The following is a 23,464-nucleotide window of genomic DNA, read 5'->3' as shown; positions in this document are numbered from 1 at the left end:
GGGATTTCACACCATGACCATGGCACCAGACCGCGTCCGCGTCCGCTTTCCCGAGATCAGCACCCGCACTTGGGAACACCCGGCCGACCGCACCGCGCTGGTCGCGCTGCGGGCGCTGACCGGGTTCGACACCGTGCTGAAGGCGCTGTCGAGCCTGCTGCGCGAGCGCCAGCACCGGCTGCTGTATCTGGCGACGGCGGTCCGGGTCGACGACCGCCAGTTCCGCACTCTGCACCAACTGCGGGCCGATTGCGTCGGCGTGCTCGACGCGCAGTCGACGCCGGAGATGTACGTCCTGCAGGACCCGACCGTGAACGCCTTCACCATCGGGATGGACCGGCCGTTCATCGTGCTGACCACCGGCCTGCTCGACCTGATGGACACCGAGGAGCTGCGCTTCGTCATCGGTCACGAGCTCGGGCACGCGCTGTCCGGGCACGCGGTGTATCGCACGATGCTGATGCATCTGCTGCGGCTGTCGGCCTCGATCGGCTGGATGCCCGGCGGCGGGTGGGCACTGCGGGCGATCGTGGCCGCGCTGATGGAGTGGAGCCGCAAGTCGGAGCTGTCCGGCGACCGCGCCGGGCTGCTGTGCTGCCAGGACGTGGAGGCGTCGGTGCGGGTGCACATGAAGACCGCGGGCGGCACCTGGCTGAAGGAGATGAACCACGGCGCGTTCCTCGACCAGGCCGACGACTACCTGCGCTCGGGCGACCTGCGCGACGGCGTGCTCAAGCTGCTGAACCTGGAGCTGCAATCGCACCCGTTCTCGGTGCTGCGCGCGGCCGAGCTGCGCCGCTGGATCCAGTCCGGCGACTACGACCGCGTGCTCGGCGGCACCTATCCGCGGCGCGAGCACGACCGCAGCGCCAGGATCAGCGACGAGGTGAAGGAGGCCGCCCGCAGCTACCGGGAGTCGTTCGACCAGTCCGACGACCTGCTGGTCCGCACGGTGCGCGACCTGGGCCGCGATGTCGGCGCCGCGGTGAGCACCGTCGGCCATGAGGTCGGCCGGACCGTCTCCGACCTGGGCAAGCGCTTCGACGACTGGCGCAGGAACTAGCGCGTCAGCGGGTGAAGAACCACGCGATGACAACGAGCACGAGCAGGGCAACCAGCGCGAGCTGAACGCGAGAACGAGGCATCAGCGGGCACCGCTGCCGACGGTCGGGCGGGCCGGCGCGGCGGCGGTGACCGGCACCGTCGCCGTGGCGACCGGCGGCTCGCCGCGGTCACCGCGGCCGAGCAGGCGGAAGACCGCGCGCAGGGCGCGGTCGAGCACGAAGGCGATGGCGAAGCTGATCGGGACCATGCCGACCAGCACGACCAGGAACTGGGGGATGAAGGGCAGCCCGGCTACCCAGAGTTCGAAGCCGTCCCACCAACCTGCGATGCGTTGCACGCCGACCAGACTAGTCGGTCACCGTGAACGGGCGAATTCCGTCGCTGTGAGCGGCACGTCGGCATCGAGCGGTGGACGAGCGCGGTGCCGCGCCCCGATGATGGGGTATGGAGTCTCCCAGCGCTGACAGCCTGCCGATTCTGAGTCCGGTCTCCTCCAGCGGCCATCGCGGCGCGTTCCCGCCGATCGACGACTACGCGTTCCTGTCCGATTGCGAGACCAGCTGCCTGATCGCCAGCAGCGGTGCGGTCGAGTGGTTGTGCGTGCCGCGCCCCGACTCCCCCAGCGTCTTCGGCGCCGTGCTCGACCGCAGCGCCGGGCACTTCCGGATAGGCCCCTACGGCAAGAACGTGCCGGCGGAGCGCCGGTACCTGCCGGGCGGGATGATCCTGGAGACCACCTGGCAGACCGAGACCGGCTGGCTGATCGTGCGCGACACACTGGTACTCGGGCCGTGGCACAACAACAACCAGCGGTCCAAGACCCATCGCCGCACCCCGATGGACTGGGACGCCGAACACACGCTGCTGCGCACGGTGAAGTGTGTGAGCGGCACGGTCGAACTGGAGATGAGCTGTCAGCCCTCGTTCGACTATCACCAGGGCGGCGCGACATGGGAGTACACCGGCAAGGTCTACGAACAGGCGACGGCCAGAGCCCCGCTCGACCCCGATGCCGGTCCCGCGCTGGTGCTCACCACCGATCTGCGCCTCGGCCTCGAGGGCCGGGAGGCCCGCGCCCGCACCCGGATGGCCGAGGGCGACGAGGTGTTCGTCGCGCTCACCTGGTCGGAACTGCCCGCGCCCGCCACCTTCGCCGAGGCCGCGCAGAAGATGTGGGCGACCGCCGAATGCTGGCGGCGCTGGATCACTCTCGGTGATTTCCCCGACCATCCGTGGCGGGGCTACCTGCAGCGCAGCGCCCTCACCCTCAAGGGCCTCACCTACGCGCCGACCGGCGCCCTGCTGGCCGCCGCCACCACCTCCCTGCCGGAAACCCCCGGTGGACAACGCAACTGGGACTACCGCTACACCTGGGTGCGGGATGCGAGCTTCGCCCTGTGGGGTCTGTACACCCTCGGCCTGGATCGGGAGGCCAACGACTTCTTCGCCTTCCTCAACGACGTCACCACCGGCGACAACGGCGACGCGCTCCCACTGCAGGTGCTCTACGGCATCGGCGGCGAGCGCCGCATCACCGAATACGAGCTGCCCAACCTGTCCGGCTACGACGGCGCCGCCCCGGTCCGGGTCGGCAACGCCGCCTACGACCAGAACCAGCACGACATCTGGGGCACCATGCTCGACGCCGTGTACCTGCACGTGAAATCCCGTGGGCAGGTACCGGAATCGCTGTGGCCGCTGCTGGAGCGCACCGTGCACGCGGCCATCGCCAACTGGCGCAAACCCGATCGCGGGATCTGGGAGGTACGCGGCGAACCCCAGCACTTCACCTCCTCGAAGGTGATGTGCTGGGTGGCCCTCGACCGTGGCGCCCGGCTGGCCCAGCTGCACGGGCAGCACGCGCGCGCGGCGGAGTGGTTCGACATCGCCGAGCAGATCAAGGCGGACGTCCTCGAGCACGGCGTGAACGACGAAGGCGTCTTCACCCAGACCTACGGCGGCGACACGCTGGACGCCTCGCTGCTGCTGGTGGTGCTGACCCGTTTCCTGCCGCCCGACGACCATCGCGTCCGGGCGACCGTGCTGTCGATCGCGACCCGGCTCACCGTCAACGGCCTGGTACTGCGCTATCGCACCGAAACCACCGACGACGGCCTCGACGGCGAAGAGGGCACCTTCACCATCTGCTCGTTCTGGCTGGTCTCGGCGCTGGTGGAGATCGGCGAGCTGGAGCGGGCCACCCACCTGTGTGAGCGGCTGCTCGGGCTGTCCAGCCCGCTGCGCCTCTACGCCGAGGAGATCGACTCACGCACCGGTCGGCACCTGGGCAACTTCCCGCAGGCGTTCACCCACCTGGCGTTGATCAACGCGGTCACCCACGTCATCCGGGCCGAGGACTCGCGCAACGCGGGCCAGTTCCAGCCCGCACACACGCCGTCGCACCGGTCCTAGCCGTCAGTACGCGAGCCGGTCGGCGCGTTCCCGCAGGCCGGCCACCGTGCGCAGACCCGCGTCGATCTCGGTGATCCGCAGCTCGCGGTGGTCGCCGTAGCGCAGGCCGGTCTCCTCGGCGGCGCGCAGTGCCTCGTCGGCGGTGCGGCCCACCTCTGCGGCGATCTCGGTGTAGTGGTCGCGCAATACCCGCTGCAGCGTGCGCAGGCGGTTGCGGGATTCCTTGCCCACCTGGAAGATCACGTCGTCGGCGAGCCGGGCGACGGCGACCTTGGCCTCGGCCTGCCTGCGCTGCTTGCGATTTCGGCGGTCGTCCCACAGCGCGTTCACGCCCAGCAGCACGCCCGCGCCCGCGGAGTACCAGTTGACCAGCGACATCCCGAGCAGGCTGGTGGCGAGACCGACCATCAGGATGCCGCCGTAGGAACCGCGCAGGGCCGACAGCGCCTGCTGTCCGACACTGGATTTCGCACTCTCCAGCGTCTCCAGCGACTGCACCGGCTCGAGCACGTCGCCCGGGTTGGTCAGGCGCAGCTCGGGTAGCGGCGGGGTGCGGTTGTCGGGCGGGAACTTCGCGGCGACCTGCTCGGCGAGTTCGACGGCGCGGTAGTGCGCCATCACGAAGTTCTCCTCGACGGCCTCACAGATCCGGGCGTCGAGCTCGGTCGCGAAATCGGTCCACTTGCGGGCCGGGTCGGTGCGCGAGATCTCGGCCTCGGCCTCGCGCACGAGGGTGCGCAGCCGATGCCGCAGATCGTGTTCGATATCGGCGCTCAGCTCGGAGCTGCCGTCGACGAGGGTGACCTGCCAGGTCGCGGTGCGCTGCCGCAGCTGATCGGCCGCGGTCCTGGCGGCCGCCAGCCGCTGGGTGATCTCGGCCCGGCTGCGCGGGTCGCGCAGGGCGTCGGCCTCGGCGCGCAGGGTGAGGGTGAGCTGATCGGTGACCAGCGCGATATCGCGCACGGCCGCCGCCACCGCCACCGAATCGGCCTGGGCGACAACATAGTCGTGCAGGTGATCGATGAGTTGCGGTACACCGGACTCGATGTCGCGCTGCTGGTCGCCGGTTTCGGACGCCTGCCGGTGCATCACCGCCGAGACGGGCGCGACCGCGAAGTTCAGGCCCGCGCCGTCGAGCAGCGCGCGATTGCGACGCTGGGTCAGCGACCAGTGCGGGTTGCGGTCGATCTTGGTGAGCACGCACACCACCGACGGGCACACCTGCTCGACGCGGCGCAGGTAGTCCAGCTGTGCCTCGGTCAGCTCGGCGGCGGCGTCGGCGGCGTAGAGGACCACATCGGCGGCGGCGATCATCGACCAGGCCGCGCTCTCGTGGGCGGACGCGCCGGGGGCGTCCATCACCACCAGGCCGTCGGCCAGCAGCGGGCTGGGTTCGGCGAATTCGGCGCGCAGCACCCCGAGGGCGGTCAGCGCGGGTCCGGGATTCTGCGGATCGACCGGCACCCGCTCGACGCGGCCGCGCTGGGCCGACTTCACCAGTGTCGCGGCGGGGTTGGGCCCGTATTCGACGATCACCGGAACGCTCGGCTTGCCGTCGGTGGCGCTGACCGGGGTGCCGACCATGCTGTTGACCAGCGTGCTCATTCCGGCCTGGGGTTCACCGACCACGACCAGGCGCACCCGGGGATCGCTGAGTCTGGCGCGCACCATGCCGAGTCTGGCGTCGAGGTCGTCACGACCGCCCGTGCGGACCAGTTCCCGCAGTTCGTCGACCAGGGAAACGACCGGAGCCATCACATCCGGATGCTTCACCGTCGCGGCCTGCAGTCCGGCAGCGGCTGACAACCTGTTCCTCACTCTCGTTGCATGAGTCCGGCCGAGACGCTGGGATCACACGTCGTCGTGTCAGACGACGAAGTCATACCCATGATGCTCGACGGGAAACGCGGCAGCCAGGTGATCGGCGCCACCCACCCCGGAGTCGAACAGCCCGGCCGAAACGCCATGGTAGCCGTCGTCGGTGTAGCTGATGTCGGCGGCGATCGGCTTGGTGTCGATGACCGGTGGCTTCACCGGAACCTGGGTCGGCTGCACGGTGACCACCGGCGGCGGGGTGACCATCGTCGGCGCATCGATGTCGACGGTCGGCTGCTTGGTCGGCATCGTCGGCTGCTGGGTCGGCGCGGTCGGCTGCTGGGTGGGCGCGGTCGGCTGCTGGGTGGGCACCGTCGCGGTCGGGAGCGACCCGGTCGGGTCGGGCACGTCGACGGTCGGGGTGCTCGGCGCGGTCGAGGGTGCCGTGACGCCGCCGGTGGTACCCGGCGTGGTGACGACATCATCGTCCGGGAACGTCGGCTTGGTCGGGCCGGTCGCGGCGGTCGGCGGCACGGTGATCGGTGCCTTGGTCGGCTCCGGCAGCTGCGCTGTCGGCTTGGGCAGCTCGGGCAGTTTCACCGTGGTCGGGGTGTCGATGTCGACGGTCGGCTGCTTCGACGGCACGGTCACCGGGACGGTGGTCGGGGTGTGGCCACCGGTGACATCCGGCACGACCACCGGCTTGGTCGGGGTGGTCGGTGCGAACAGCGCGGGCACCGCGGCCGCGGGCGCGGTCAGCGGCGACGTGGCAGCGCCCGCCCCACCGAAGACGTTGGCGATCGGGGTCGACGCGGCATCGGGCTGGATGGTCGTCTGCAGCGGGGTACTGACCACCGGGTTGACGGCGACCGGCGCGGGCGCGGCAGGCGCGACCGGCGCCGGGGCGGGCGCGACCGGCGCGGGCGCGGCGGGGGCCGGGGTCTGCGCCAGCGGAGCGGCGGGGGTGGGCGCGGGAGCGGGCGCCGGGGCGGCAGTCGACGGCGCGGTGGTGGTGCCGGGCAGGCCGACACCGGAGGACGACGATCCGGGCAAGCTCGGCCCGGTCGGCGAGGACAGTCCACCGCCGGTGCCGCCCGCGGTCGTGTCGCCGGGCACCTTGATGCCGTCGCCGAGCCACTTGCCGTAGTCGTCGAGCTGATCGCCGACCTGGCCGACCTGGGCGGTGACCTTCATCTGCGAGGTGAACCACACGCCGTCCAGGCCGGCGTGCGCGTCGATCTGCCATTCGGTGTTCACCATCGCGCCGAAACCGTCGAACATGTCACCGATGCCGTCGAACAGTCCGTCGCCGGGCTGGCCCGCGCCGGGCGCGCTCGTGCCGGGCAGGCCGGTGCTCGCGCCGGGCAGACCGATCCCGTCGTAACCGGGGATACCGAGGCCGTGGCCGGGCAGCCCGTCGAAACCGGGGATGCCGATCCCGTGGCCGGGCAGCCCGAAGGCGGGTGTCTCGGGCAGGCCGAACGGGTTGTCGGTGTCGGCGTCGCCGAATCCCCGGCCGGGCGTGGTCGGTGCCTGCGCGTAGCCCGGGATGCCGAAGCCGGTGGAGTGGTTGCTGTCGGAGCCGGGGATCCGCATTTCCCGCTCGTCGTCGGAGCCGGGAATCTGTGGGCGCCAGTCGGATTCGCTGGCGCGCGCGACCATGGTGACGTCGGCCGGGGCGGGCGCGTGCGGTGCGAACGGCGTGTGCGGCACCGGATGTGGCGCGGGCACGTCGGCTAGGTCGGGGAACGTCACGACCGGGCTCGGCGCGTCCGGGCTGGGGTCGGAGTGGTATTGCGAGGACCAGCCGGCGACCCGGCTGTCGGCGTTGCTGGTGCCCGGCGTCGTGTCGGGACCGGTGCCGTTCGCGGCGACCAGGGCTCCACCGGTGACGTAGGCGCCCGCGCGGGCTACCCGCGCGACGCCATTGGCGACCCGGTAGGCCGTGTCGGTCCCCTCCGCGCGCACAGCATCGTCATCGAAAGGCAGATCACGCGTCATCAATGCTCCAACACTCGCATCACTGTCGGCCCCCCACCACGAACGAGGCGAAGTGAAGATCATCCAACACTATTACCCGGAGGCCGAACTGTCGTTTCGTCCAGAACGGTTGGTACCACCTTATGGCGAGCAACAGATTTCGGCGACCCGGTGGAATCGGGGGGTTCACGATCCCAAGAGAACTCTAACGATTACTCAACGGAGCCTGAAGATCGGCTGCTTAGCGTCGGTTTCGCCGGTCGCGTCGATCGGTGAACCCACCTCGGAGGAGTACCGCCCATGACCGTATTCACCGCCCGCCGCCGTGCCAGGGCCGCCGCCCTGGTCGGCGGCTGCGCGCTGCTGACCGGCACGATCGCCGGTGTCGCCGGCGCCGCGACCGCCGATCCCGCCGTGACCAGGGAGATCGGGCCCGAACGGACGCTGATCATCTGTGCGGCGCCGGCCGCGCCCGGCGCGCCCGCCCTGCCCCTGCCGCCGGAAGGTGCGCGCATCCACCTCGAGCGCTTCGAGGGCGCCCCGGCGACGCCGCTGCCCGCACTGCCGGGACGCCCGGGCGACCCGGCCGTCGAAGTGCCGGGCGACTGCACGGACGTGGACCCGGGCGACGCACCGGGCGGCGTCATCGTGATCCGTCCGCCGCACGTGCGCTGACCAGGAGAAACGATGGACCGCACTAGGGTGAGCAGATGACCGGACAGCAGATCTTGGTCGTCGACGACGAGGTCAGGGTGTTGGCGTCACTGCGGCGCGGCCTCGAGCTCTCGGGCTTCGACGTCGTCACCGCGAGTAATGGTGCCGGAGCGCTCGCCCTGGTGCGTTCCGCCACACCCGATGCCATGGTGCTCGATGTGAACATGCCCGAGCTCGACGGCGTCGGCGTGGTGACCGCCCTGCGGGCGATGGGCAACGAGATCCCCATCTGCGTGCTCAGCGCCCGCAGCGCGGTGAGCGACCGGATCGCGGCACTCGAACGCGGCGCCGACGACTACCTCACCAAACCGTTCGATCTCGGCGAGCTGATCGCCCGGCTGCGCGCACTCCTGCGGCGCAGCACGGCAACCGCTGCGCCGCAGGGCAAGACGGTGCGGGTGGGACAGGTCGAGATCGATCCGGCCGGGCACCGGGTGCACGCGGGCGGACGACAGGTCGAGCTCACCAAACGCGAGTTCGAGCTGCTGGCGATGCTGGCCGAGAACGTCGGCATCGTGCTCGGGCGCGAGCAGATCCTGTCCGCCGTCTGGGGTTACGACTTCACCACCGACACCAATGTGGTCGACGTGTTCGTCTCGTACCTGCGGCGCAAGCTCGAGGCCGACGGCGTCGATCGGGTCGTGCACACGGTGCGCGGCGTCGGCTTCGTCCTGCGCGAGCGCCCGTGAGGACCGGGTCGTGGTCGTTGCGGATGCGGGTGGCCGTGGTGTCGGCGGTGGTCGCCGCGCTGGTGGCGATCACTCTCGGGCTCACCTACGCGGCGCTGCTGAAGGTGGCGGGCACCCGGCAACTGGATCAGACGGTGTCGACGATGAATGTCCAGGTGGTGCAGCGCATCGACGGCGTGCCCGCCCTGCCGATCCCGCTCCCGGCGGAGGCGACACCGTTCCCCGCCGCCCCCGACCTGCCCGAACCACCGACGGTGGTGGCGCCGGGCCGCCCGTCCGACACCGCGCTGGCCAAGGTCCAGGGCGCGCCCGGCCTGCTGGTCCGGCTGAATCCCGATCGTGAACTCGTCGACGCCGCGATCACCCGCAGCCAGCTGATCGGTCTCGGCATCGGCGTCGGCGGGGTGCTGGTGGCGGCCGGATTGGGGTGGGTACTGGCCGGTTTCGCCGCGCGCCCACTGCGCAGGCTGGCCACCGCGACCCACGAGATCGACACCCTCGACGAACTGCCGCCGCTGTCGGGCCGTGGCGCCAGGGAGGCCGAGGAACTCTCCGACGCCATCACCCGGATGCTGACGCGCCTGGAGACCGCGCACGGCGAGACCAGGCAGGCGCTGGCGGGCGCCCGCGATTTCGCGGCGGTCTGCGCGCACGAACTGCGCACCCCGCTCACCGCGATGCGCACCGACCTACAGGTCCTGGCCGGCGACGATCTACCGGCCGAGCAGCGTGGCGCCGTCCTGGCCGACGTGCTGGCCGCCGAACGTCAGATCGAGCGCACACTCACCGATCTGGAGCGCCTCGCCGTCGGTGAGCTCACCGACGCGGGCGCGTTCGAGCCGTTCGAACTGTGCGAGACCCTCGATCGCGCCGTCCAGAACGCGCGGCGCGCGCAACCCGGCGTCGACATCACGCTGACCGCGTGCGAGCCGGTCCCGATGACCGGACTGCCCGGCGGGATCCTGCTGATCGTCACCAACGCCGTCGCCAACGCGGTCCTGCACGGACACGCCACCGAGATCGCGGTCGCGGCGCACACCGGCGCGGACGGAATCGAGATCACCGTCGACGACAACGGCACCGGGATACCGGAACACCTGTCCCCCACCGCTTTCGACCGCTTCGCCAAACGGCCCGGCTCCCCCGGCTCCGGACTGGGCCTGGCCCTGGTCCGGCAGCAGGCCGAATTGCACGGCGGCACCGCCGAACTCACCGAAAGCCCGCTCGGCGGGACGCGCCTGCTGGTGCGCGTCACCGCCGAGCCGGGGTGAGCGGGCTACTTGCCCTTGGGCTTGTCCGAGGCCGCGTCCGAGGACAGCGCGGCCACGAAGGCCTCCTGCGGCACGTCGACCCGGCCGATGGTCTTCATGCGCTTCTTGCCTTCCTTCTGCTTCTCGAGCAACTTGCGCTTACGGCTGATGTCACCGCCGTAGCACTTGGCGAGCACGTCCTTGCGGATCGCCCTGATGTTCTCGCGCGCGATGATCTTCGAGCCGATCGCGGCCTGGATCGGCACCTCGAACTGCTGACGCGGGATGAGTTCGCGCAGCTTGGTGGTCATCTTGTTGCCGTAGGCCTGGGCGGCGTCCTTGTGCACGATGGCACTGAACGCGTCGACAGCCTCGCCCTGGAGCAGGATGTCGACCTTCACCAGTGCGGACGACTGCTCGCCCGCCTCCTCGTAATCGAGCGACGCGTAGCCACGGGTGCGCGACTTGAGCGAGTCGAAGAAGTCGAAGATGATCTCGGCCATCGGCAGCGTGTAGCGCATCTCCACACGGGTCTCCGACAGGTAGTCCATGCCGAGCAGCTCGCCGCGGCGGCTCTGGCACAGCTCCATGATGGTGCCGACGAACTCGCTCGGCGCGATCACGGTGCACTTGGTCACCGGCTCGAAGGTCTGGCGCACCTTGCCTTCCGGCCAGTACGACGGGTTGGTGACGACGTGCTCGGTGCCGTCTTCCATGACCACCCGGTAGATCACGTTGGGCGCGGTGGAGATCAGGTCGAGGCCGAACTCGCGCTGCAGCCGCTCGCGGGTGATCTCCATGTGCAGCAGACCGAGGAAGCCACAGCGGAAGCCGAAGCCCAGCGCCACCGAGGTCTCCGGCACGTAGGTCAGCGCCGCGTCGTTGAGCTGCAGCTTGTCCAGCGCGTCGCGCAGGTCCGGGTAGTCGGAGCCGTCGACCGGGTACAGACCCGAGTAGACCATCGGACGCGGTTCCTGGTAGCCGGCCAGCGCCGAGGTGGCGCCGTCGCGCGCGGAGGTGACGGTGTCACCGACCTTGGACTGACGCACGTCCTTCACGCCGGTGATCAGGTAGCCCACCTCGCCGACGCCGAGACCCTGCGTGGGTTTCGGTTCGGGCGAGACGATGCCGATCTCGAGCAGCTCGTGCTGCGCGCCGGTGGACATCATCTTGATCTTCTGGCGCGGGGTCAGCTTGCCGTCGACCACACGCACGTAGGTGACCACGCCGCGGTAGGTGTCGTAGACCGAGTCGAAGATCAGCGCGCGGGCCGGGGCGTCGGCGTCACCGACCGGCGGCGGCACCTCGGCGATGACCTTGTTCAGCAGCTCGGCCACACCGACGCCGGTCTTGCCCGACACCCGCAGCACGTCGTCGGCCTCGCAGCCCACGATGTGGGCGATCTCGGCGGCGTAGCGGTCGGGGTCGGCGGCGGGCAGGTCGATCTTGTTGAGCACCGGGATGATCGCCAGGTCGCGTTCCATCGCCAGGTACAGATTCGCCAGCGTCTGCGCCTCGATGCCCTGGGCGGCGTCGACCAGCAGGATCGCGCCCTCACAGGCCTCGAGCGCGCGCGACACCTCGTAGGTGAAGTCGACGTGGCCCGGGGTGTCGATCATGTGCAGGACGTAGTCGTCGCCGTCGACGCTCCACGGCAGGCGCACGTTCTGCGCCTTGATCGTGATGCCGCGCTCACGCTCGATGTCCATCCGATCCAGGTACTGGGCACGCATGGCCCGCTCCTCGACCACACCGGTCAGCTGCAGCATCCGATCGGCCAGGGTCGACTTGCCGTGGTCGATGTGCGCGATGATGCAGAAGTTCCGGATCCGGGACGGATCGGTGAACGTCGTATCGGCAAAACTGGAAGCCACTCCACTCCTCGAGGGGTATCGGCGAACTGCGTCTATCGTCCCATGCGCCGAATCGCCCCCTTGTCACCGGTGCACCGAAGCACGGGTCACCGTTATATTTCAGGGATGGCCAGCAGTTGGAACACTCTCGGTAAGCAACTCGGCGTCATCGCCAAGGAGCAGGGACCGAAGATCGTGCGCAAGCAGGGTCCACGGCTGCTCGAGAAGCTGGTGGGGGCGCTGGCGGCCAAGCCGGAGCCCACCGTCGCGGTGCGCCCGACCGCGTCGACGCCGGTTCCCACCGCCCACCGGGCCCGGCAGATCGTCTACTGCCCGCAGCTCGACGGACGCGCCGACCCGGGCGAGATCGTGTGGACCTGGGTGCCCTACGAGGAGGACCCCACCAACGGCAAGGACCGGCCGGTGCTGGTCGTCGGCCGCGATCGCAAGACCCTGCTCGGGCTGATGCTGTCGTCCAAAGCCGAACGCGCGCACGACCGCAACTGGGTCGGCATCGGTACCGGCCCGTGGGACCACGACGGACGCCCGAGCTGGGTGCGGCTGGACCGGGTGCTCGACGTGCCCGAGGACGGCATCCGGCGCGAGGGCGCGATCGTCGAGCGCAAGACCTTCGACCTGGTCGCGCACCGGCTCGTCGCGGAGTACAGCTGGAGCTGACCCCGACAACGACGAACCCCGTTCCGGTCTGACCGGAACGGGGTTCGCGTCGCTTGTCGAGGACTAGGTCTGCACGTCCCTGGACCGGCCGAAGATCAGGCCGTACACGAGCGCGCCCAACGCGCCACCGGCCAGCGGGAACAGTACGAACACCCACACCTGCGCCATCGCACCGTCCTGATAGGGCGCCACGCCCAGGCTGCGGGCCGGGTTGACCGAGGTGTTGTCGATCGGCAGCGAGACCAGGTAGATCACCGTCAGCGTGACACCGATCGACAGCCCCGCCAGCGGCACATCGGAGATCTGGTCCGTGGAGGCCAGCACCACGAACACCAGCAGCGCGGTCAGCATCACCTCGACGATGATCGTCGCCGCCAGGCCGTACCCGTTCTGGACGACGACCTCGCCCAGCGGCCCGCGGATCGCCGACGGGCTGTGCGCGCCCCAGCCGTTGGCGCCGAGCCCGTCGACCGCGCGGTCGTAGGCGGGCAGGTTCTTGGCCAGCGCGAACAGCACCAGCCCGGCCAGGAAGGCGCCGACGAGCTGCGCGATCACGTAGCCGGCCGCGCCGACGGCCGAGATCCGGCCGAGCAGCAGCTGTCCGAGGGTGACGGCCGGGTTGACGTGGCAGCCCGAGATCGGCCCGATCGCGTAGACGAGGAACATCAGCGTCAATCCGAAGGCGAAGGCGACCCCGAGCGACCCGACCCGGTCGCCCGCCAGCACCAGTGTGCCGGCGCCACAGATCACCAGGATGAAGGTGCCGAGCCCTTCGGCGGCCCACTTCTTCGGCTCGGGTACGACCTCGGATTCGACGAGTTCCTGCGCAGTGGGCATCGGCCACCACCTCTCCGGGAGGATTCATCCCCGCGGCGAGCGGGGTCCGCACGAGCGAAGTGGACATTACGCCAGGCGGGTGACCTCCACAACGACCTCGAGGTCTGTCGAGCCGCCGCCGCTGAAAACACCTTTCAGCGGTGGCACATCCGCGTAATCGCGCCCGACCCCGACCGAGACGTGCTGCTCGTTGACGGCCAGGTTGTTGGTCGGGTCGTAGCCCCACCACTGCCCGGTCCAGGCCTCCACCCAGGCATGCGACTGGCCTGCCACGGTCTCGCCGATCTCGGCGCCCGGCTTCGGATGCAGATACCCGGAGACGTACCGGCTGGGAATTCCCATGCTGCGCAACAACACCAGGGTCAGGTGCGCGTAGTCCTGGCATACCCCACGCCGCTCGGCGAAGGCCTGCAATGCCGAGGTGTGCACCGAGGTCGTGCCCGCGAGGTAGTCCATCTCCTTGTTCACCCACTCGGCCGCGCGCACCACCGCCTTGGCCGGCTCTTCGCCCCGGGACAGCTGCCTGGCCACCGTCGCGAGCTTGCGATCCCGCGGCACATAGGCGGTGGGACTGAGCATTTCGTCGAAGCGGTCGACGATCCGGCCGCCGCGCAATTCGTCCCAGCTCAGTTCCTCGGTCGGTTCCGCGAACGGCTCGGTCTCCACCACCGAGGACCCGGTCACCTCGAGTTCGGTGTGCGGGGCGTGCAGGTCGAAGGCGGTGACCGCGGTGCCCCAGTAGTCGGTGTAGCGATACGACCTGGTGGCCGGCACGGTTTCGACGCGATTGAGGATCACGTTCTGCCTGCTGTCGGCACGCGGCGTCAGCCTGGCCTCGTTGAACGAGCGCGTCACGGGCGCGTCGTAGACATATCCGGTGGTGTGCACCACCCTGATCCGCCAGCTCACGACTCCACCTCGCCGGCGCTCGGCTCCGTCGTGCGCTGCAGCGCACTGTGTTGCCGGTTCACTCGCTGGTGCTCGCTCACAATTCTCCCTCCACCTGCACGCGACCGTCGGAACTGCTGCGCACATCGGTCCACGCCACCCAGGGGGCGGCGTGGAAGTACTGGCGTGACACGGCCTCGCTGACCTCGCGGCACGATTTCTGCAGTGCGAGCAGCCTGCTCTGCAAGTCCTCCAACAGCACACCCGGCGGCAGGAATTCGAGCTCGCTGCGCGCGCGGCCCAGCACACGCTGGGCCTCGTGCCGCGCGCCCACGCGGCTGCCCGGCCGCTGGTCGAGTTCGGTCAGGCAGGCCTCGGCGACGCGCAGCGTGTGGAACACCGAGCGCGGGAAGAGCCGGTCGATCAGGATGAACTCCGCGACCCTGGCGGCGTCGAGCGCGCCGCGGTGGGTGCGCAGGTAGGTGTCGTGGGCGCCCGCCGAGCGCAGCACCGTCACCCAGGCGGGTGAGGAGGTGCGGTCGCCCGCGCGCGAGAGCAGCAGGCGCACCATCATGTCCACGCGTTCGATGGAGCGGCCCAGCAGCAGGAACCGGTAGCCGTCGTCGCGCGAGAGCGTCGAGTCGGTCAGTCCGGTGAACATCGCCGCGCGGTCCTTGATGTAGGAGAAGAACTCGTGCGGGCCGAGGCCGCGCGCCGCCTTCTCCGCCGTCGCCAGCCCGTTGTAGGTGGCGTTGAGGCATTCCCACATCTCGCTGGAGGTGACTTCGCGTGCGCCACGGGCGTTCTCGCGGGCCTTGCCGATGGAGTCGCTGATCGAGACGCCGTGGTCGTGACTGAAGGCGACCAGGTCGGTCACCGACCACACGTCCAGGCGCAGTCCCTCCGGTGGTTCGATGCCGAGCACTTTGAGCAGGACCCGTGAGGTGCGGTCGGCGTCGACGGTGGCGTCTTCGAGCAGTTGATGGACGGCGACGTCGAGAATGCGCGCGGTGTCGTCGGCGCGCTCGACGTATCGGCCGATCCAGTAGAGGGATTCGGCGTTGCGAGCAAGCATGTGTGTCAGTCCCCGATCAGCCGCTGCGTCTGTTGTTGTTGCTGCTGTTGCTGATTGGCCTGCGGCGCGCTGAGTTCGCGGCCGATCTCGAACGAGTCGGCCTGCGGCGGATCGCTCACCAGTTCCGGCCCGGCCAGTTCCCGGTCGACCGGACCGGAGCGACCGGCCAGCACCCAGGTGTCCTTGCTGCCGCCGCCCTGGCTGGAGTTCACCACCAGCGAGCCCTCCGGCAGCGCGACCCTGGTCAGCCCACCGGGCAGCACCCAGATGTCGTCGCCGTCGTTGACCGCGAACGGACGCAGATCGACGTGCCGGGGCGCGAGATCATTGCCGATCTTGGTCGGCACGGTCGACAGCTGCACCACCGGCTGGGCGATCCAGCCGCGCGGATCGGCCTTGACCTTGCGCTTGACCGCCTCCAGCTCGCGCGGCGACGCGTCCGGCCCGATCACGATTCCGTAGCCGCCGGACCCCTCGACCGGCTTCACCACGAGCTCGCCGACCCGGTCGAGCACCTCCTCGCGTTCGTCGTCGAGCCAGCACCGGAAGGTGTCGACGTTGGGCAGGATCGGCTTCTCGCCGAGGTAGTACTCGATGATCGTCGGCACATAGGTGTAGATGAGTTTGTCGTCACCGACGCCGTTGCCGACCGCGCTGGAGATCACCACATTGCCCGCGCGGGCGGCGTTGAGAACACCGGCGACGCCGAGCACCGAGTCGGGGCGGAAGTGCATGGGGTCCAGGAAGGTGTCGTCGATACGCCGGTAGATCACGTCGACCTGGCGCTCGCCGGCCGTCGTGCGCATGTAGACGACATTGTCACGGCAGAACAGGTCACGCCCCTCGACCAGCTCGACGCCCATCTGCCTGGCCAGCAGCGAGTGTTCGAAGTAGGCGGAGTTGTGCACACCGGGGGTGAGCACGACCACGGTCGGGTCGGCCTCGTTGGGCGCCGCGGAGGCCCGCAGCGCCCGGAGTAGGTGTGCCGGATAGTCACCGACCGCCCGCACCCGGTGCGAGGAGAACAGATCGGGGAAGACCCGGGCCATCGTGCGCCGGTTCTCCATCACATAGGAGACACCCGACGGCGAGCGCAGGTTGTCCTCGAGCACCCGGAAGTCGCCGCGTTCGTCGCGCACCAGGTCGATGCCGGAGACATGGATGCGCACCCCGTTCGGCGGGACCAGACCGGCGGCCTCGCGGTGGAAGTGCTCGCACGAGGTGACCAGGCGCTTGGGGATCACCTGATCGCGCAGGATGTTCTGCTCGCCGTAGACGTCGGCCAGGAACAGCTCGAGCGCGGTGACCCGCTGCTTGATGCCCCGTTCGAGCTTGGCCCACTCCGCGGCGGCGATCACCCGCGGCACCAGGTCCAGCGGAAACGGCCGTTCCTGCCCCGACAGGGAGAAGGTGATGCCCTGGTCGATGAACGCCCGGTCCAGCGCGTCGGAGCGTTTGGCCAGGTCGTCGACGTCGTTGGCCGCCATCGCGGCGTGAATGCCTTTATACGGCGCCCGCACCCGCCCCGCCGCGTCGAACATCTCGTCGAACGCGTCGGCGAAGCGGCCAGGGCCGTACCCCTCGAACAAGCCGGCGTGCGCGTTCACCGGATGCCCGTTCGTTCTCACCAACGCCGGTGATGCAGATCGAGCCGTACTCGGCGCTGTGGTGGAGGTCATGGGAAAAACTGTGCATCACCCGGCAGCAGGGTCGTGTGAGACACAGGTAAATTTCTTGCATCACCTGAAACGGGTGAAATCAGCGGAGCCGGGGGCCGGGTGTTCGGAGCCCGATTTCGCCGGGCGGTGCCGAGCTGGTAGCCTCGATCTTCGGCGCGGTGTTACCCGTAGTTCAGCACCATCTGCTGCATCGTGGGCGCGCGCCCGACGAGCTTTCGAGACATACCACCCAGCGACAGGAAACCAGAGGATACAGGCGTGGCCAACATCAAGTCCCAGATGAAGCGGATCCGTACCAACGAGGCGGCGCGCAAGCGCAACCAGTCGGTCAAGTCCGCGCTGCGCACCGCGATCCGCAACTTCCGTGAAGCTGCCGCCAGCGGTGACAAGGAAAAGGCTGCCGAGCAGCTGCAGTTCGCGAGCCGCAAGCTCGACAAGGCCGCTTCCAAGGGCGTCATCCACGCCAACCAGGCGGCCAACAAGAAGTCCGCGCTCGCGCTGGCTCTGAACAAGATCTGATCGGAGCGGGTCTGCCCGCTCAGCAATACTTCGCAAGACGCAGCCGCCGTGGCCTCGATGACCACGGCGGCTTTTGTCGTCGGCTACCATTCCGCGCATGTTGACGGTGTACGCGAATCAGACGGTGGTACGAGGCGACGACCTGGCCGAGGTGATCCGCGCCGCGGAGATCCTGGGGATCGGTCTCAAGATCGAGAATGTGATGGTCCCGGACGAGGACGGTGGCTTCGCGGCCGCGTGGATCGTCACCAGGGAGGACGAGGTCCCGCTCTACGAGGAGTGGGAAGGTCGCTACGAGGATCTCGAGGACGACGAGGAGCTCGCCGTCGTCGGCGACTGATCAGTTCACACAGGGGATCCGCCCCGAGGTGATGTCGCTGCGGACCGGCGTGCCCGCGTCGGGGGTCTCCGACACCGGCGCGGTCGTGCTGGTCTGCCAGGCGCCCGTCGTCGTCTCGTACGGCCAGGCGGCGGGTGGTTCGGTCCGCGCCGTGGTGCGCCGGGTCGTCGTGATGGCGGGCACCGGCATCCCGAACGCGGCCGCGATCTCGCGGCGGATCGCCGACCGGTCCACGATGTTCACGTCCTGACCGTTGATCACGTCGTAGCGCACGATCGGCAGGGTACGGAATTCGACCTGCGGGTCCCTCGCGGCGCCGAGCGTGCGCACGAACTCGGTCATGTTCCAGCCGTCCGACAGGACGATATTGCGGTGCGCCACCTCCATCAGCGCCGACAGTTTGCCGGGGTCGGTCAGCGTGCCCGCGCTGCGCAGCTGCCGGGCCACCGAGGTGAGAAACGCTTGCTGCCGGTGGGTGCGGTCCAGATCGCCGTTCTCCAGCCCGTGCCGCTGCCGCACGAAGGCCAGCGCCTGAGCGGGATCGAGATGCTGGCGTCCCGCCGGGAAGTTCGCGCCGGAGAACTCGAGGTCCTGCACCGGATGGTTCAGGCACACTTCCACCCCGCCCAGCGTGACGGCGAGATCGTAGAAACCGGCGAGGGTGACCTCGGCGAACCGGTCGATCGGCACGCCGGTCAGATCACGCACCGCCCGGACGATCGAGGCCCGCCCCGCCTCCCGGCCCGCCTGCTCGAGCTTGCGCTGATCGGTGACCCCGCGCGCGATCAGCTGGTCCTGCACCGCGGCCTTCTTCAACCCGTACGCCTCCTTGATCTTGGCGTGGGTGTAGCCCGGGATGCCGCTGACCGGCACGTAGTCGTCACGCGGAATCGACACCGCGACGATCTTGTCCATCGCGGCCGGAATGTGCACCAGGATCAGCGTATTGGCGTTGTAGCCGCCCTCGTCCCCGTCCCCCGCGTGCAGCTGGTCCAGGATCTCCGGCGGCAGCTCGTTCCCGTTCTGATCGCGCCGGGTGTCGAGCCCGATCAACAAGATGTTCAGATCCCCGCCGAGCGAATGTGGCGCGTCGTCCTCGATGGCCTGCGAGCGCAGGAATCCGGCGTCGAAACTGCCCGCCGTCGACCACCCGTACGCGGTGACGGCGACCACCAGCGCCGACATCCCGGCGGCGAACCCCTTCCCGAATGCTCTGGCCCACCGACCCGCCGAACCACGAGCGCGTCGACTTCTCCCGCGCTCCCCGGTCCGGCTGACGGTCGGATCGTCCATGTCATGATCAACTGTGCCAGCCGCGAGACCGTCCGGACATCGCGATTCGGTCCCGATTACCCAGCGACCCGGCGTGTCGGCTCAGCGACTGCACGTACCGAGGTCCTGGGCAGTCCTCAGTAGGTACCCGTCCGGGTCCCGCACGGCAAACCGGCGCACGCCCAGGACATCGGTTGCCTGCGCGCGTACCAGCGGTCCTCCAACGGGAGGAACAGTTCCCGGCCGGTCGCGGTGATCACGGCGTGGAGCTCGGCGACATCGTCTACGTCGATGGTGAGGTTGATGCCGCGCCCATAGGGGTGTGCGAGCGGCGCGTGCGGGTAGAGCCGCTCGTGGTCCGTGGGCTGTTCGAGCATCAGATCGGCGCCGTCGCGTTCGAGGTAGGCGAACCGTTCCTCGGGACGCTCGTATCGGATCCGGAATCCGAGTAGCCGGTAGAACTCCAGACTGGCCTGGAGGTCGGCGCAGATGAGTTCGGGGATCAGGCACGCCACATCGTGACTCAGCCCGCGGCGCGGAGGTCGAGGATGCGGGAGAGGGCGTGCTCGACGGCGTAAGTGGCGTCGGCGGCGCCGCCCTTGACGTCGGCGTTGAGGGTGGCGACCACTTGGAGGGCGGTGCCGATGGTAGCGGGGGTCCAGCCGCGGGCCTGGGCCTGGGCCTTCTTGACCTTCCAGGGGGGCATGCCGAGTTGCTGGGCGAGTTTGAACGGGTCGCCACGGCCCGCGGAACCGACGCGGGCGATGGTATGCACGGAGTCGGCGAGGGCGTCGGCCAGCAGGACGTGCGGGACACCACGGTCGGTGGCCCAGCGCAGGGCCTCCATCGCGGCGGGACGGTCGCCCGCGACGGCGAGTTCGGCGACGTCGAAGCCGGTGACCTCGGCGCGGCCGGAGTAGTACCGGCGAACCGCGTTCACATCGACCTTGCCGCCGGTGTCGGCGACCAACTGCGAACAGGCGGCGGCCAGTTCACGCAGTTCCGAGCCGACGGACTCGATCAGCACCTGGACGACGTCGGGCGCCACCCGCACGCCGAGTGCGCGGAACTCCGCGCGCACGAACTCCGCCCGCTCGGTGGCCTTGGTCAGCTTGGCGCACTCGTGCACCACCGCGCCCTGCTTCTGCAGGGCAGGGACCAGCGCCTTCGCGCGGCCGCCGCCCGAATGCAGCACCATCAGCACCACGCCCGCCGGCGGGTCGGCGGCCGCGTCGGTGATCACGGCCACCGCGTCCTTGCCCGCCTCCGCCGCCGATTCGAGCACGATCACCCGATCTTCGGCGAACAACGACGGGCTCAGCAGCTCGGCGAGTTCGGCGGTACTCGCGTCACCGGCGCGTAGCCGGTCCACCGGCACCGAATCCGGGTCGGGCGCGTCGGCCCGCACCTGGCCGGTCACCTGCGCCACGGCGCGCTCGACCAGCAGCTCCTCGTCACCGAGAACCAGATGTACCGCGGCAGGGCGTTCGCTCACCAGGCGATCCTACGTTCGGGCACCGACAGCGGACCGGCCGCGGTCTTTCGGCGTGGTTCGGCCGCTCGCCATGGTCTTCCGGCATCTGGCGATGCCCGACCGCACTCCCTGATAACGGACTCCGGTGGGTGCCGGACTCCGGTGACCGGATCGGTTGCCGTGAAGTCGGCGCATGACGGGTCATGGCGTCGTGTGGGAGTTCGCACGGTAGTCCACCACCGATCGGCTTCGCGGCGGTGCGCATTCGGCGGCGGGAGGTCGCCGTTCGGAGGTCGGCGGCGGTGCCCGTCACGATGATGTCGCCGTGACGGTCGGTCCGGGCGATCGTGACTCCGAGGGCATCCAGCGCGGCGATGATCGTGGGGTGCGGGTGGCCGAAGAAGTTGTCTGTTCCGGCGCTGATCAAGGCCAGTCGTGGGTGGACCGCACGGAGGAATTCCGCTGTGGTGGTGCGGGATCCGTGGTGTGGGACTTTGAGGATGTCGGCTCGGATGTCGTTGTCGCGCAGGACACGAGATTGCGCGCCGGCCTCGATGTCACCGGTGAGCAGGATCGTGCCCAGGGCCGTGCGCGCCCTCAGGACGAGCGACCGGTCATTGGCTTCGTCCAGGTCCAGCGAGGACGGCACGTCCCGGCTCGGTGCGAGCACCGTCAATTCCACTGTCCCGAACGCCAGTACCTGCCCCGCGTGAAGTTCCATCAGTGGGATCCGGGCAGACTCCGCGAGCTCGACGACCCGCTCGGCCCCACCGGCCTCGGTGCCGTGCGCAGACGAATGTCGCTGCGCCGCAATACTCGGTCGCGCGGTGGACGGCGTGGCCAGTTGTGCGCCGTCCGGGCGGCGGTCGTTGATGGAGAACCCGTCGCTGGTGGAGAGCTCACCGCTCGTGGAAGCGCCGTCGCTAGTGGAGTGCTTGCCGCTGCTGCTGGGGTGCTCGCCGCTGGCGGGGTGCTCGCCACCGGCGGAGTGAAGTTCACCCGGGGCGGTCGCTAATGCGGCGACGGTGCGGCCGCGGAGTGCGCCGGCTAGGCCGTCGATGTGGTCGGCGTGTGGGTGAGTGAGGATCAGGAGTGGGACGTGGGTGATGTGCAGGCGGTCGAGGCAGCGGCGGATCGGGCGGGGGTCCGGTCCGGTATCGATCACGATCGCGGCGCCGGGGGCGACAGAGAGAGCGAGGCCATCGCCTTGGCCTACGTCACACATCGCCAGTACCCAACCGGTGGGCGGCCAGCCGGGCTGCCACAGGCGCACCGGGACGAGGACAACCGCCACACCCAGCGCAACGACGGCGAGCAGTCGGCGGGTCTTCGACCAGCGCAGAGCTGCTACGACGAGGACGACGATCGCCGCCGCGGCCAGTCCCCCGGTCACGCCGGACGGCACCGAGACCGTGGCACCGGGCACCGCGGCGGTCCGGTCGGCCACCGTGAGCAGCCACCACAGTGGCGGGCGCGCACAGAACAGCACCACCACCGCGGCATCACCCCACAAGCAGGCGACGAGCGCGCCCGCGGCCCCGATCACGGTGATCACCCCGACCACGGGTGCGACAAGCGCGTTCGCGACGATCGCGACCACGCTCACCCGCCCCGACAGCGCGACCATGAGCGGAAGGGTGACCACGAACGCGCCCGCCGACACCGCGACGATCTCCGCGGGTGTGCGCCACCACCCGCGCGCCCGCAACCAGTCCGCCCAGCTCGGTGCCAGCAGGATCAGTCCGGCGGTGGCGAGCACCGACAGCGCGAACCCCGCACTCACCGCCAACTGCGGTGCCACGCCGAGCAATCCGATCACCGCGGCACCCAGCGCAGGCAACGCCTGTTTGCGCCGTCCGGTGAGCAATGCGAGCACCGTCACCGACCCCATGGCCGCCGCCCGCAGCACGCTCGGGTCGGGACGCGCGAGAACGACAAACAGAACGACCGTTACCGCGGCGGCCGCGGCACTCGTCCGCGGGCCCGCGGTCAGCAACCTCGTCAGTGCCAGCAACGCGGTCAGCAGAATGGTGAAATTTGCGCCACTGACCACGCAGAGATGTTGCAGGCCAGCAATTTCGAAGTCGTCCCTGACCTCGTCGGACAGCGCGGCGGTGTCGCCGACGACGAGTGCGGGCAACAGTCCCGCCGCGGCCGGCGGCAGCGCCCTCGCCGCGGCTGCCGCCAGGTCCGCTCGCACGCCCCCGGCCATCCGCTGCCACCATGGAAGCGTCCCGACACGTTCCGCCGCGGCGACGGGGTGCAGCGCGGCCACGGTCAGGTCGGAGCGGTTCGGCTCGGCGACCTTCGCCCGAAACCGGATGACCTGACCGGGTGACAGGTCGGCCCAGTCCTTCCCCGGGGCGAGGATCACGAGCGCCCCGCCGACCCGGGTGGTTGTCGACCCGAGAGCCTCGCCGGCCCGGGAGGTCGTACCGCCACTGAACTCGCGCAGCCCCGCGTGGACGATCCACCGCCGCTGTCCACCGAACCCACCCGCCCGCATCGGTTTCGGATCATCGGTGACCACAGCCAGCACCGTCACCGTCCGCCCGAACGATTCCCGCAGCGGGTGTGTCTGCACATGATGCGCTCGCCACGCTCCCGCCGCCCCGAACCCCGCCGCCATCAGCAGCACCGCCAACCCGGCGACCGCGACGACCCGCCACCGCTCACGCCGGTGCGCCATCGCCCACAACAACACCACCCACACACCGATCGCCACCACCACCGCACCGACCGCCAGCATCAGCCCCGCGAACCACCCGAGAGACACCGCCACGATCGTCGCGCCCCAACATCCCAGCGCCGCGGGCACCAGACGCATATCCAGCACCTGCCGCTCCGGCTCCTCCGCCACTTCCGCTTGCTGAGCCGCCGCACTCATTCCGAATCCGGGCCCAACACCGGTGCATCCCGGCACA

General features: G+C 69.7%; 20 protein-coding genes. 8 read left to right on the top strand and 12 right to left on the bottom strand.

All coding sequences use genetic code 11. The features are described 5' to 3' along the window. The first annotated feature begins 13 nt into the window (after positions 1-13). Positions 14-1,063 (top strand): M48 family metallopeptidase, encoded by a 1,050-nt coding sequence (locus NV348_RS25940; protein ID WP_447149178.1) that lies wholly within the window; start codon positions 14-16, stop codon positions 1,061-1,063. 81 nt (positions 1,064-1,144) lie between these two features. Here the strand turns inward: NV348_RS25940 and NV348_RS25935 are convergent, their stop codons facing one another. After that, a complete protein-coding gene (locus tag NV348_RS25935) occupies positions 1,145-1,402 on the bottom strand; it encodes a hypothetical protein (RefSeq protein ID WP_447149177.1) in 258 nt (85 codons plus the stop codon). Between the two features lie 107 nt (positions 1,403-1,509). Here NV348_RS25935 and NV348_RS25930 point away from each other — a divergent pair, with 107 nt between their 5' ends. Then, positions 1,510-3,477, top strand: coding sequence for a glycoside hydrolase family 15 protein (locus tag NV348_RS25930; protein WP_447149176.1), 1,968 nt, complete (start codon positions 1,510-1,512; stop codon positions 3,475-3,477). A gap of 3 nt (positions 3,478-3,480) precedes the next feature. On the opposite strand, the gene NV348_RS25925 is transcribed toward NV348_RS25930, so the two are convergent. Beyond that, positions 3,481-5,283, bottom strand: a complete 1,803-nt coding sequence (locus NV348_RS25925; RefSeq protein WP_447149175.1) for a P-loop NTPase family protein — start codon at positions 5,281-5,283, stop codon at positions 3,481-3,483. A 60-nt stretch (positions 5,284-5,343) separates the two neighbouring features. After that, on the bottom strand, positions 5,344-7,293 hold the full coding sequence (locus NV348_RS25920; protein WP_447149174.1) for a hypothetical protein: 1,950 nt from the start codon (positions 7,291-7,293) through the stop codon (positions 5,344-5,346). 279 nt (positions 7,294-7,572) lie between these two features. Between NV348_RS25920 and NV348_RS25915 the strand changes: the two genes are divergently transcribed. From NV348_RS25915 to NV348_RS25905, 3 genes are read left to right on the top strand one after another with little or no spacing between them, the layout of a single operon-like run. Then, positions 7,573-7,947: a hypothetical protein gene (locus NV348_RS25915; protein ID WP_447149173.1), complete on the top strand. Its 375-nt coding sequence runs from the start codon at positions 7,573-7,575 to the stop codon at positions 7,945-7,947. A 35-nt stretch (positions 7,948-7,982) separates the two neighbouring features. Beyond that, complete coding sequence (locus NV348_RS25910) at positions 7,983-8,675, top strand: response regulator transcription factor (protein ID WP_447149172.1); 693 nt, start codon at positions 7,983-7,985, stop codon at positions 8,673-8,675. After that, positions 8,672-9,946: a HAMP domain-containing sensor histidine kinase gene (locus NV348_RS25905; protein WP_447149171.1), complete on the top strand. Its 1,275-nt coding sequence runs from the start codon at positions 8,672-8,674 to the stop codon at positions 9,944-9,946. Before NV348_RS25910 ends, NV348_RS25905 begins: the two co-directional genes overlap by 4 nt. 5 nt (positions 9,947-9,951) lie before the next feature. Here the strand turns inward: NV348_RS25905 and lepA are convergent, their stop codons facing one another. Next, entirely contained in the window at positions 9,952-11,799 is a 1,848-nt protein-coding gene (gene lepA, locus NV348_RS25900) for a translation elongation factor 4 (RefSeq protein ID WP_447149170.1), read from the bottom strand. A gap of 105 nt (positions 11,800-11,904) precedes the next feature. Here lepA and NV348_RS25895 point away from each other — a divergent pair, with 105 nt between their 5' ends. After that, on the top strand, positions 11,905-12,456 hold the full coding sequence (locus tag NV348_RS25895; protein ID WP_447149169.1) for a type II toxin-antitoxin system PemK/MazF family toxin: 552 nt from the start codon (positions 11,905-11,907) through the stop codon (positions 12,454-12,456). A gap of 63 nt (positions 12,457-12,519) precedes the next feature. On the opposite strand, the gene NV348_RS25890 is transcribed toward NV348_RS25895, so the two are convergent. From NV348_RS25890 to NV348_RS25875, 4 genes are all read right to left on the bottom strand, one after another. Further along, positions 12,520-13,293, bottom strand: coding sequence for an aquaporin (locus tag NV348_RS25890; protein ID WP_447149168.1), 774 nt, complete (start codon positions 13,291-13,293; stop codon positions 12,520-12,522). Between the two features lie 66 nt (positions 13,294-13,359). Further along, positions 13,360-14,202, bottom strand: a complete 843-nt coding sequence (locus NV348_RS25885) for a transglutaminase family protein (protein WP_447149167.1) — start codon at positions 14,200-14,202, stop codon at positions 13,360-13,362. A 76-nt stretch (positions 14,203-14,278) separates the two neighbouring features. Continuing rightward, complete coding sequence (locus NV348_RS25880) at positions 14,279-15,256, bottom strand: alpha-E domain-containing protein (protein WP_218721360.1); 978 nt, start codon at positions 15,254-15,256, stop codon at positions 14,279-14,281. Between the two features lie 5 nt (positions 15,257-15,261). Beyond that, a complete protein-coding gene (locus NV348_RS25875; protein WP_447151141.1) occupies positions 15,262-16,797 on the bottom strand; it encodes a circularly permuted type 2 ATP-grasp protein in 1,536 nt (511 codons plus the stop codon). 396 nt (positions 16,798-17,193) lie between these two features. Here NV348_RS25875 and rpsT point away from each other — a divergent pair, with 396 nt between their 5' ends. Further along, positions 17,194-17,454 carry a 30S ribosomal protein S20 gene (gene rpsT / locus NV348_RS25870; RefSeq protein WP_019045815.1) on the top strand — a complete coding sequence of 87 codons (261 nt, stop codon included), beginning with the start codon at positions 17,194-17,196 and terminating at the stop codon, positions 17,452-17,454. 97 nt (positions 17,455-17,551) lie between these two features. Next, complete coding sequence (locus tag NV348_RS25865) at positions 17,552-17,794, top strand: hypothetical protein (protein WP_218721361.1); 243 nt, start codon at positions 17,552-17,554, stop codon at positions 17,792-17,794. Here NV348_RS25865 and NV348_RS25860 read toward each other — a convergent pair whose 3' ends face one another. The 4 genes from NV348_RS25860 to NV348_RS25845 all read right to left on the bottom strand — a co-directional run bounded on the left by NV348_RS25860 (position 17,795) and on the right by NV348_RS25845 (position 23,427). Beyond that, positions 17,795-19,087: an LCP family protein gene (locus NV348_RS25860; RefSeq protein ID WP_447149166.1), complete on the bottom strand. Its 1,293-nt coding sequence runs from the start codon at positions 19,085-19,087 to the stop codon at positions 17,795-17,797. Between the two features lie 116 nt (positions 19,088-19,203). Further along, the gene (locus NV348_RS25855) at positions 19,204-19,581 is read right to left on the bottom strand and encodes a VOC family protein (RefSeq protein WP_447149165.1); all 378 of its coding nucleotides are present in this window, start codon (positions 19,579-19,581) and stop codon (positions 19,204-19,206) included. 8 nt (positions 19,582-19,589) lie between these two features. After that, positions 19,590-20,561, bottom strand: coding sequence for a DNA polymerase III subunit delta (holA, locus tag NV348_RS25850; protein WP_447149164.1), 972 nt, complete (start codon positions 20,559-20,561; stop codon positions 19,590-19,592). Continuing rightward, positions 20,521-23,427, bottom strand: a complete 2,907-nt coding sequence (locus NV348_RS25845) for a ComEC/Rec2 family competence protein (protein ID WP_447149163.1) — start codon at positions 23,425-23,427, stop codon at positions 20,521-20,523. Before NV348_RS25845 ends, holA begins: the two co-directional genes overlap by 41 nt. Between the last annotated feature and the right edge of the window lie 37 nt (positions 23,428-23,464).

The organism is Nocardia fodinahabitans (assembly GCF_052983615.1).
Note: the sequence above shows the minus strand (reverse complement) of the source record. Positions and strands in the feature narration are given on the sequence as shown.

Excerpts from the sequence above, each read along its gene's own strand:
- NV348_RS25930 (WP_447149176.1), top strand. The coding sequence starts at position 1,510 with ATGGAGTCTCCCAGCGCTGACAGCCTGCCGATTCTGAGTCCGGTCTCC.
- NV348_RS25940 (WP_447149178.1), top strand. The coding sequence starts at position 14 with ATGACCATGGCACCAGACCGCGTCCGCGTCCGCTTTCCCGAGATCAGC.
- NV348_RS25845 (WP_447149163.1), bottom strand. The coding sequence starts at position 23,427 with ATGAGTGCGGCGGCTCAGCAAGCGGAAGTGGCGGAGGAGCCGGAGCGG.
- NV348_RS25920 (WP_447149174.1), bottom strand. The coding sequence starts at position 7,293 with ATGACGCGTGATCTGCCTTTCGATGACGATGCTGTGCGCGCGGAGGGG.
- NV348_RS25880 (WP_218721360.1), bottom strand. The coding sequence starts at position 15,256 with ATGCTTGCTCGCAACGCCGAATCCCTCTACTGGATCGGCCGATACGTC.
- NV348_RS25910 (WP_447149172.1), top strand. The coding sequence starts at position 7,983 with ATGACCGGACAGCAGATCTTGGTCGTCGACGACGAGGTCAGGGTGTTG.
- NV348_RS25915 (WP_447149173.1), top strand. The coding sequence starts at position 7,573 with ATGACCGTATTCACCGCCCGCCGCCGTGCCAGGGCCGCCGCCCTGGTC.
- NV348_RS25875 (WP_447151141.1), bottom strand. The coding sequence starts at position 16,797 with ATGTTCGACGCGGCGGGGCGGGTGCGGGCGCCGTATAAAGGCATTCAC.
- NV348_RS25890 (WP_447149168.1), bottom strand. The coding sequence starts at position 13,293 with ATGCCCACTGCGCAGGAACTCGTCGAATCCGAGGTCGTACCCGAGCCG.
- NV348_RS25895 (WP_447149169.1), top strand. The coding sequence starts at position 11,905 with ATGGCCAGCAGTTGGAACACTCTCGGTAAGCAACTCGGCGTCATCGCC.
- NV348_RS25860 (WP_447149166.1), bottom strand. The coding sequence starts at position 19,087 with ATGGACGATCCGACCGTCAGCCGGACCGGGGAGCGCGGGAGAAGTCGA.
- NV348_RS25865 (WP_218721361.1), top strand. The coding sequence starts at position 17,552 with ATGTTGACGGTGTACGCGAATCAGACGGTGGTACGAGGCGACGACCTG.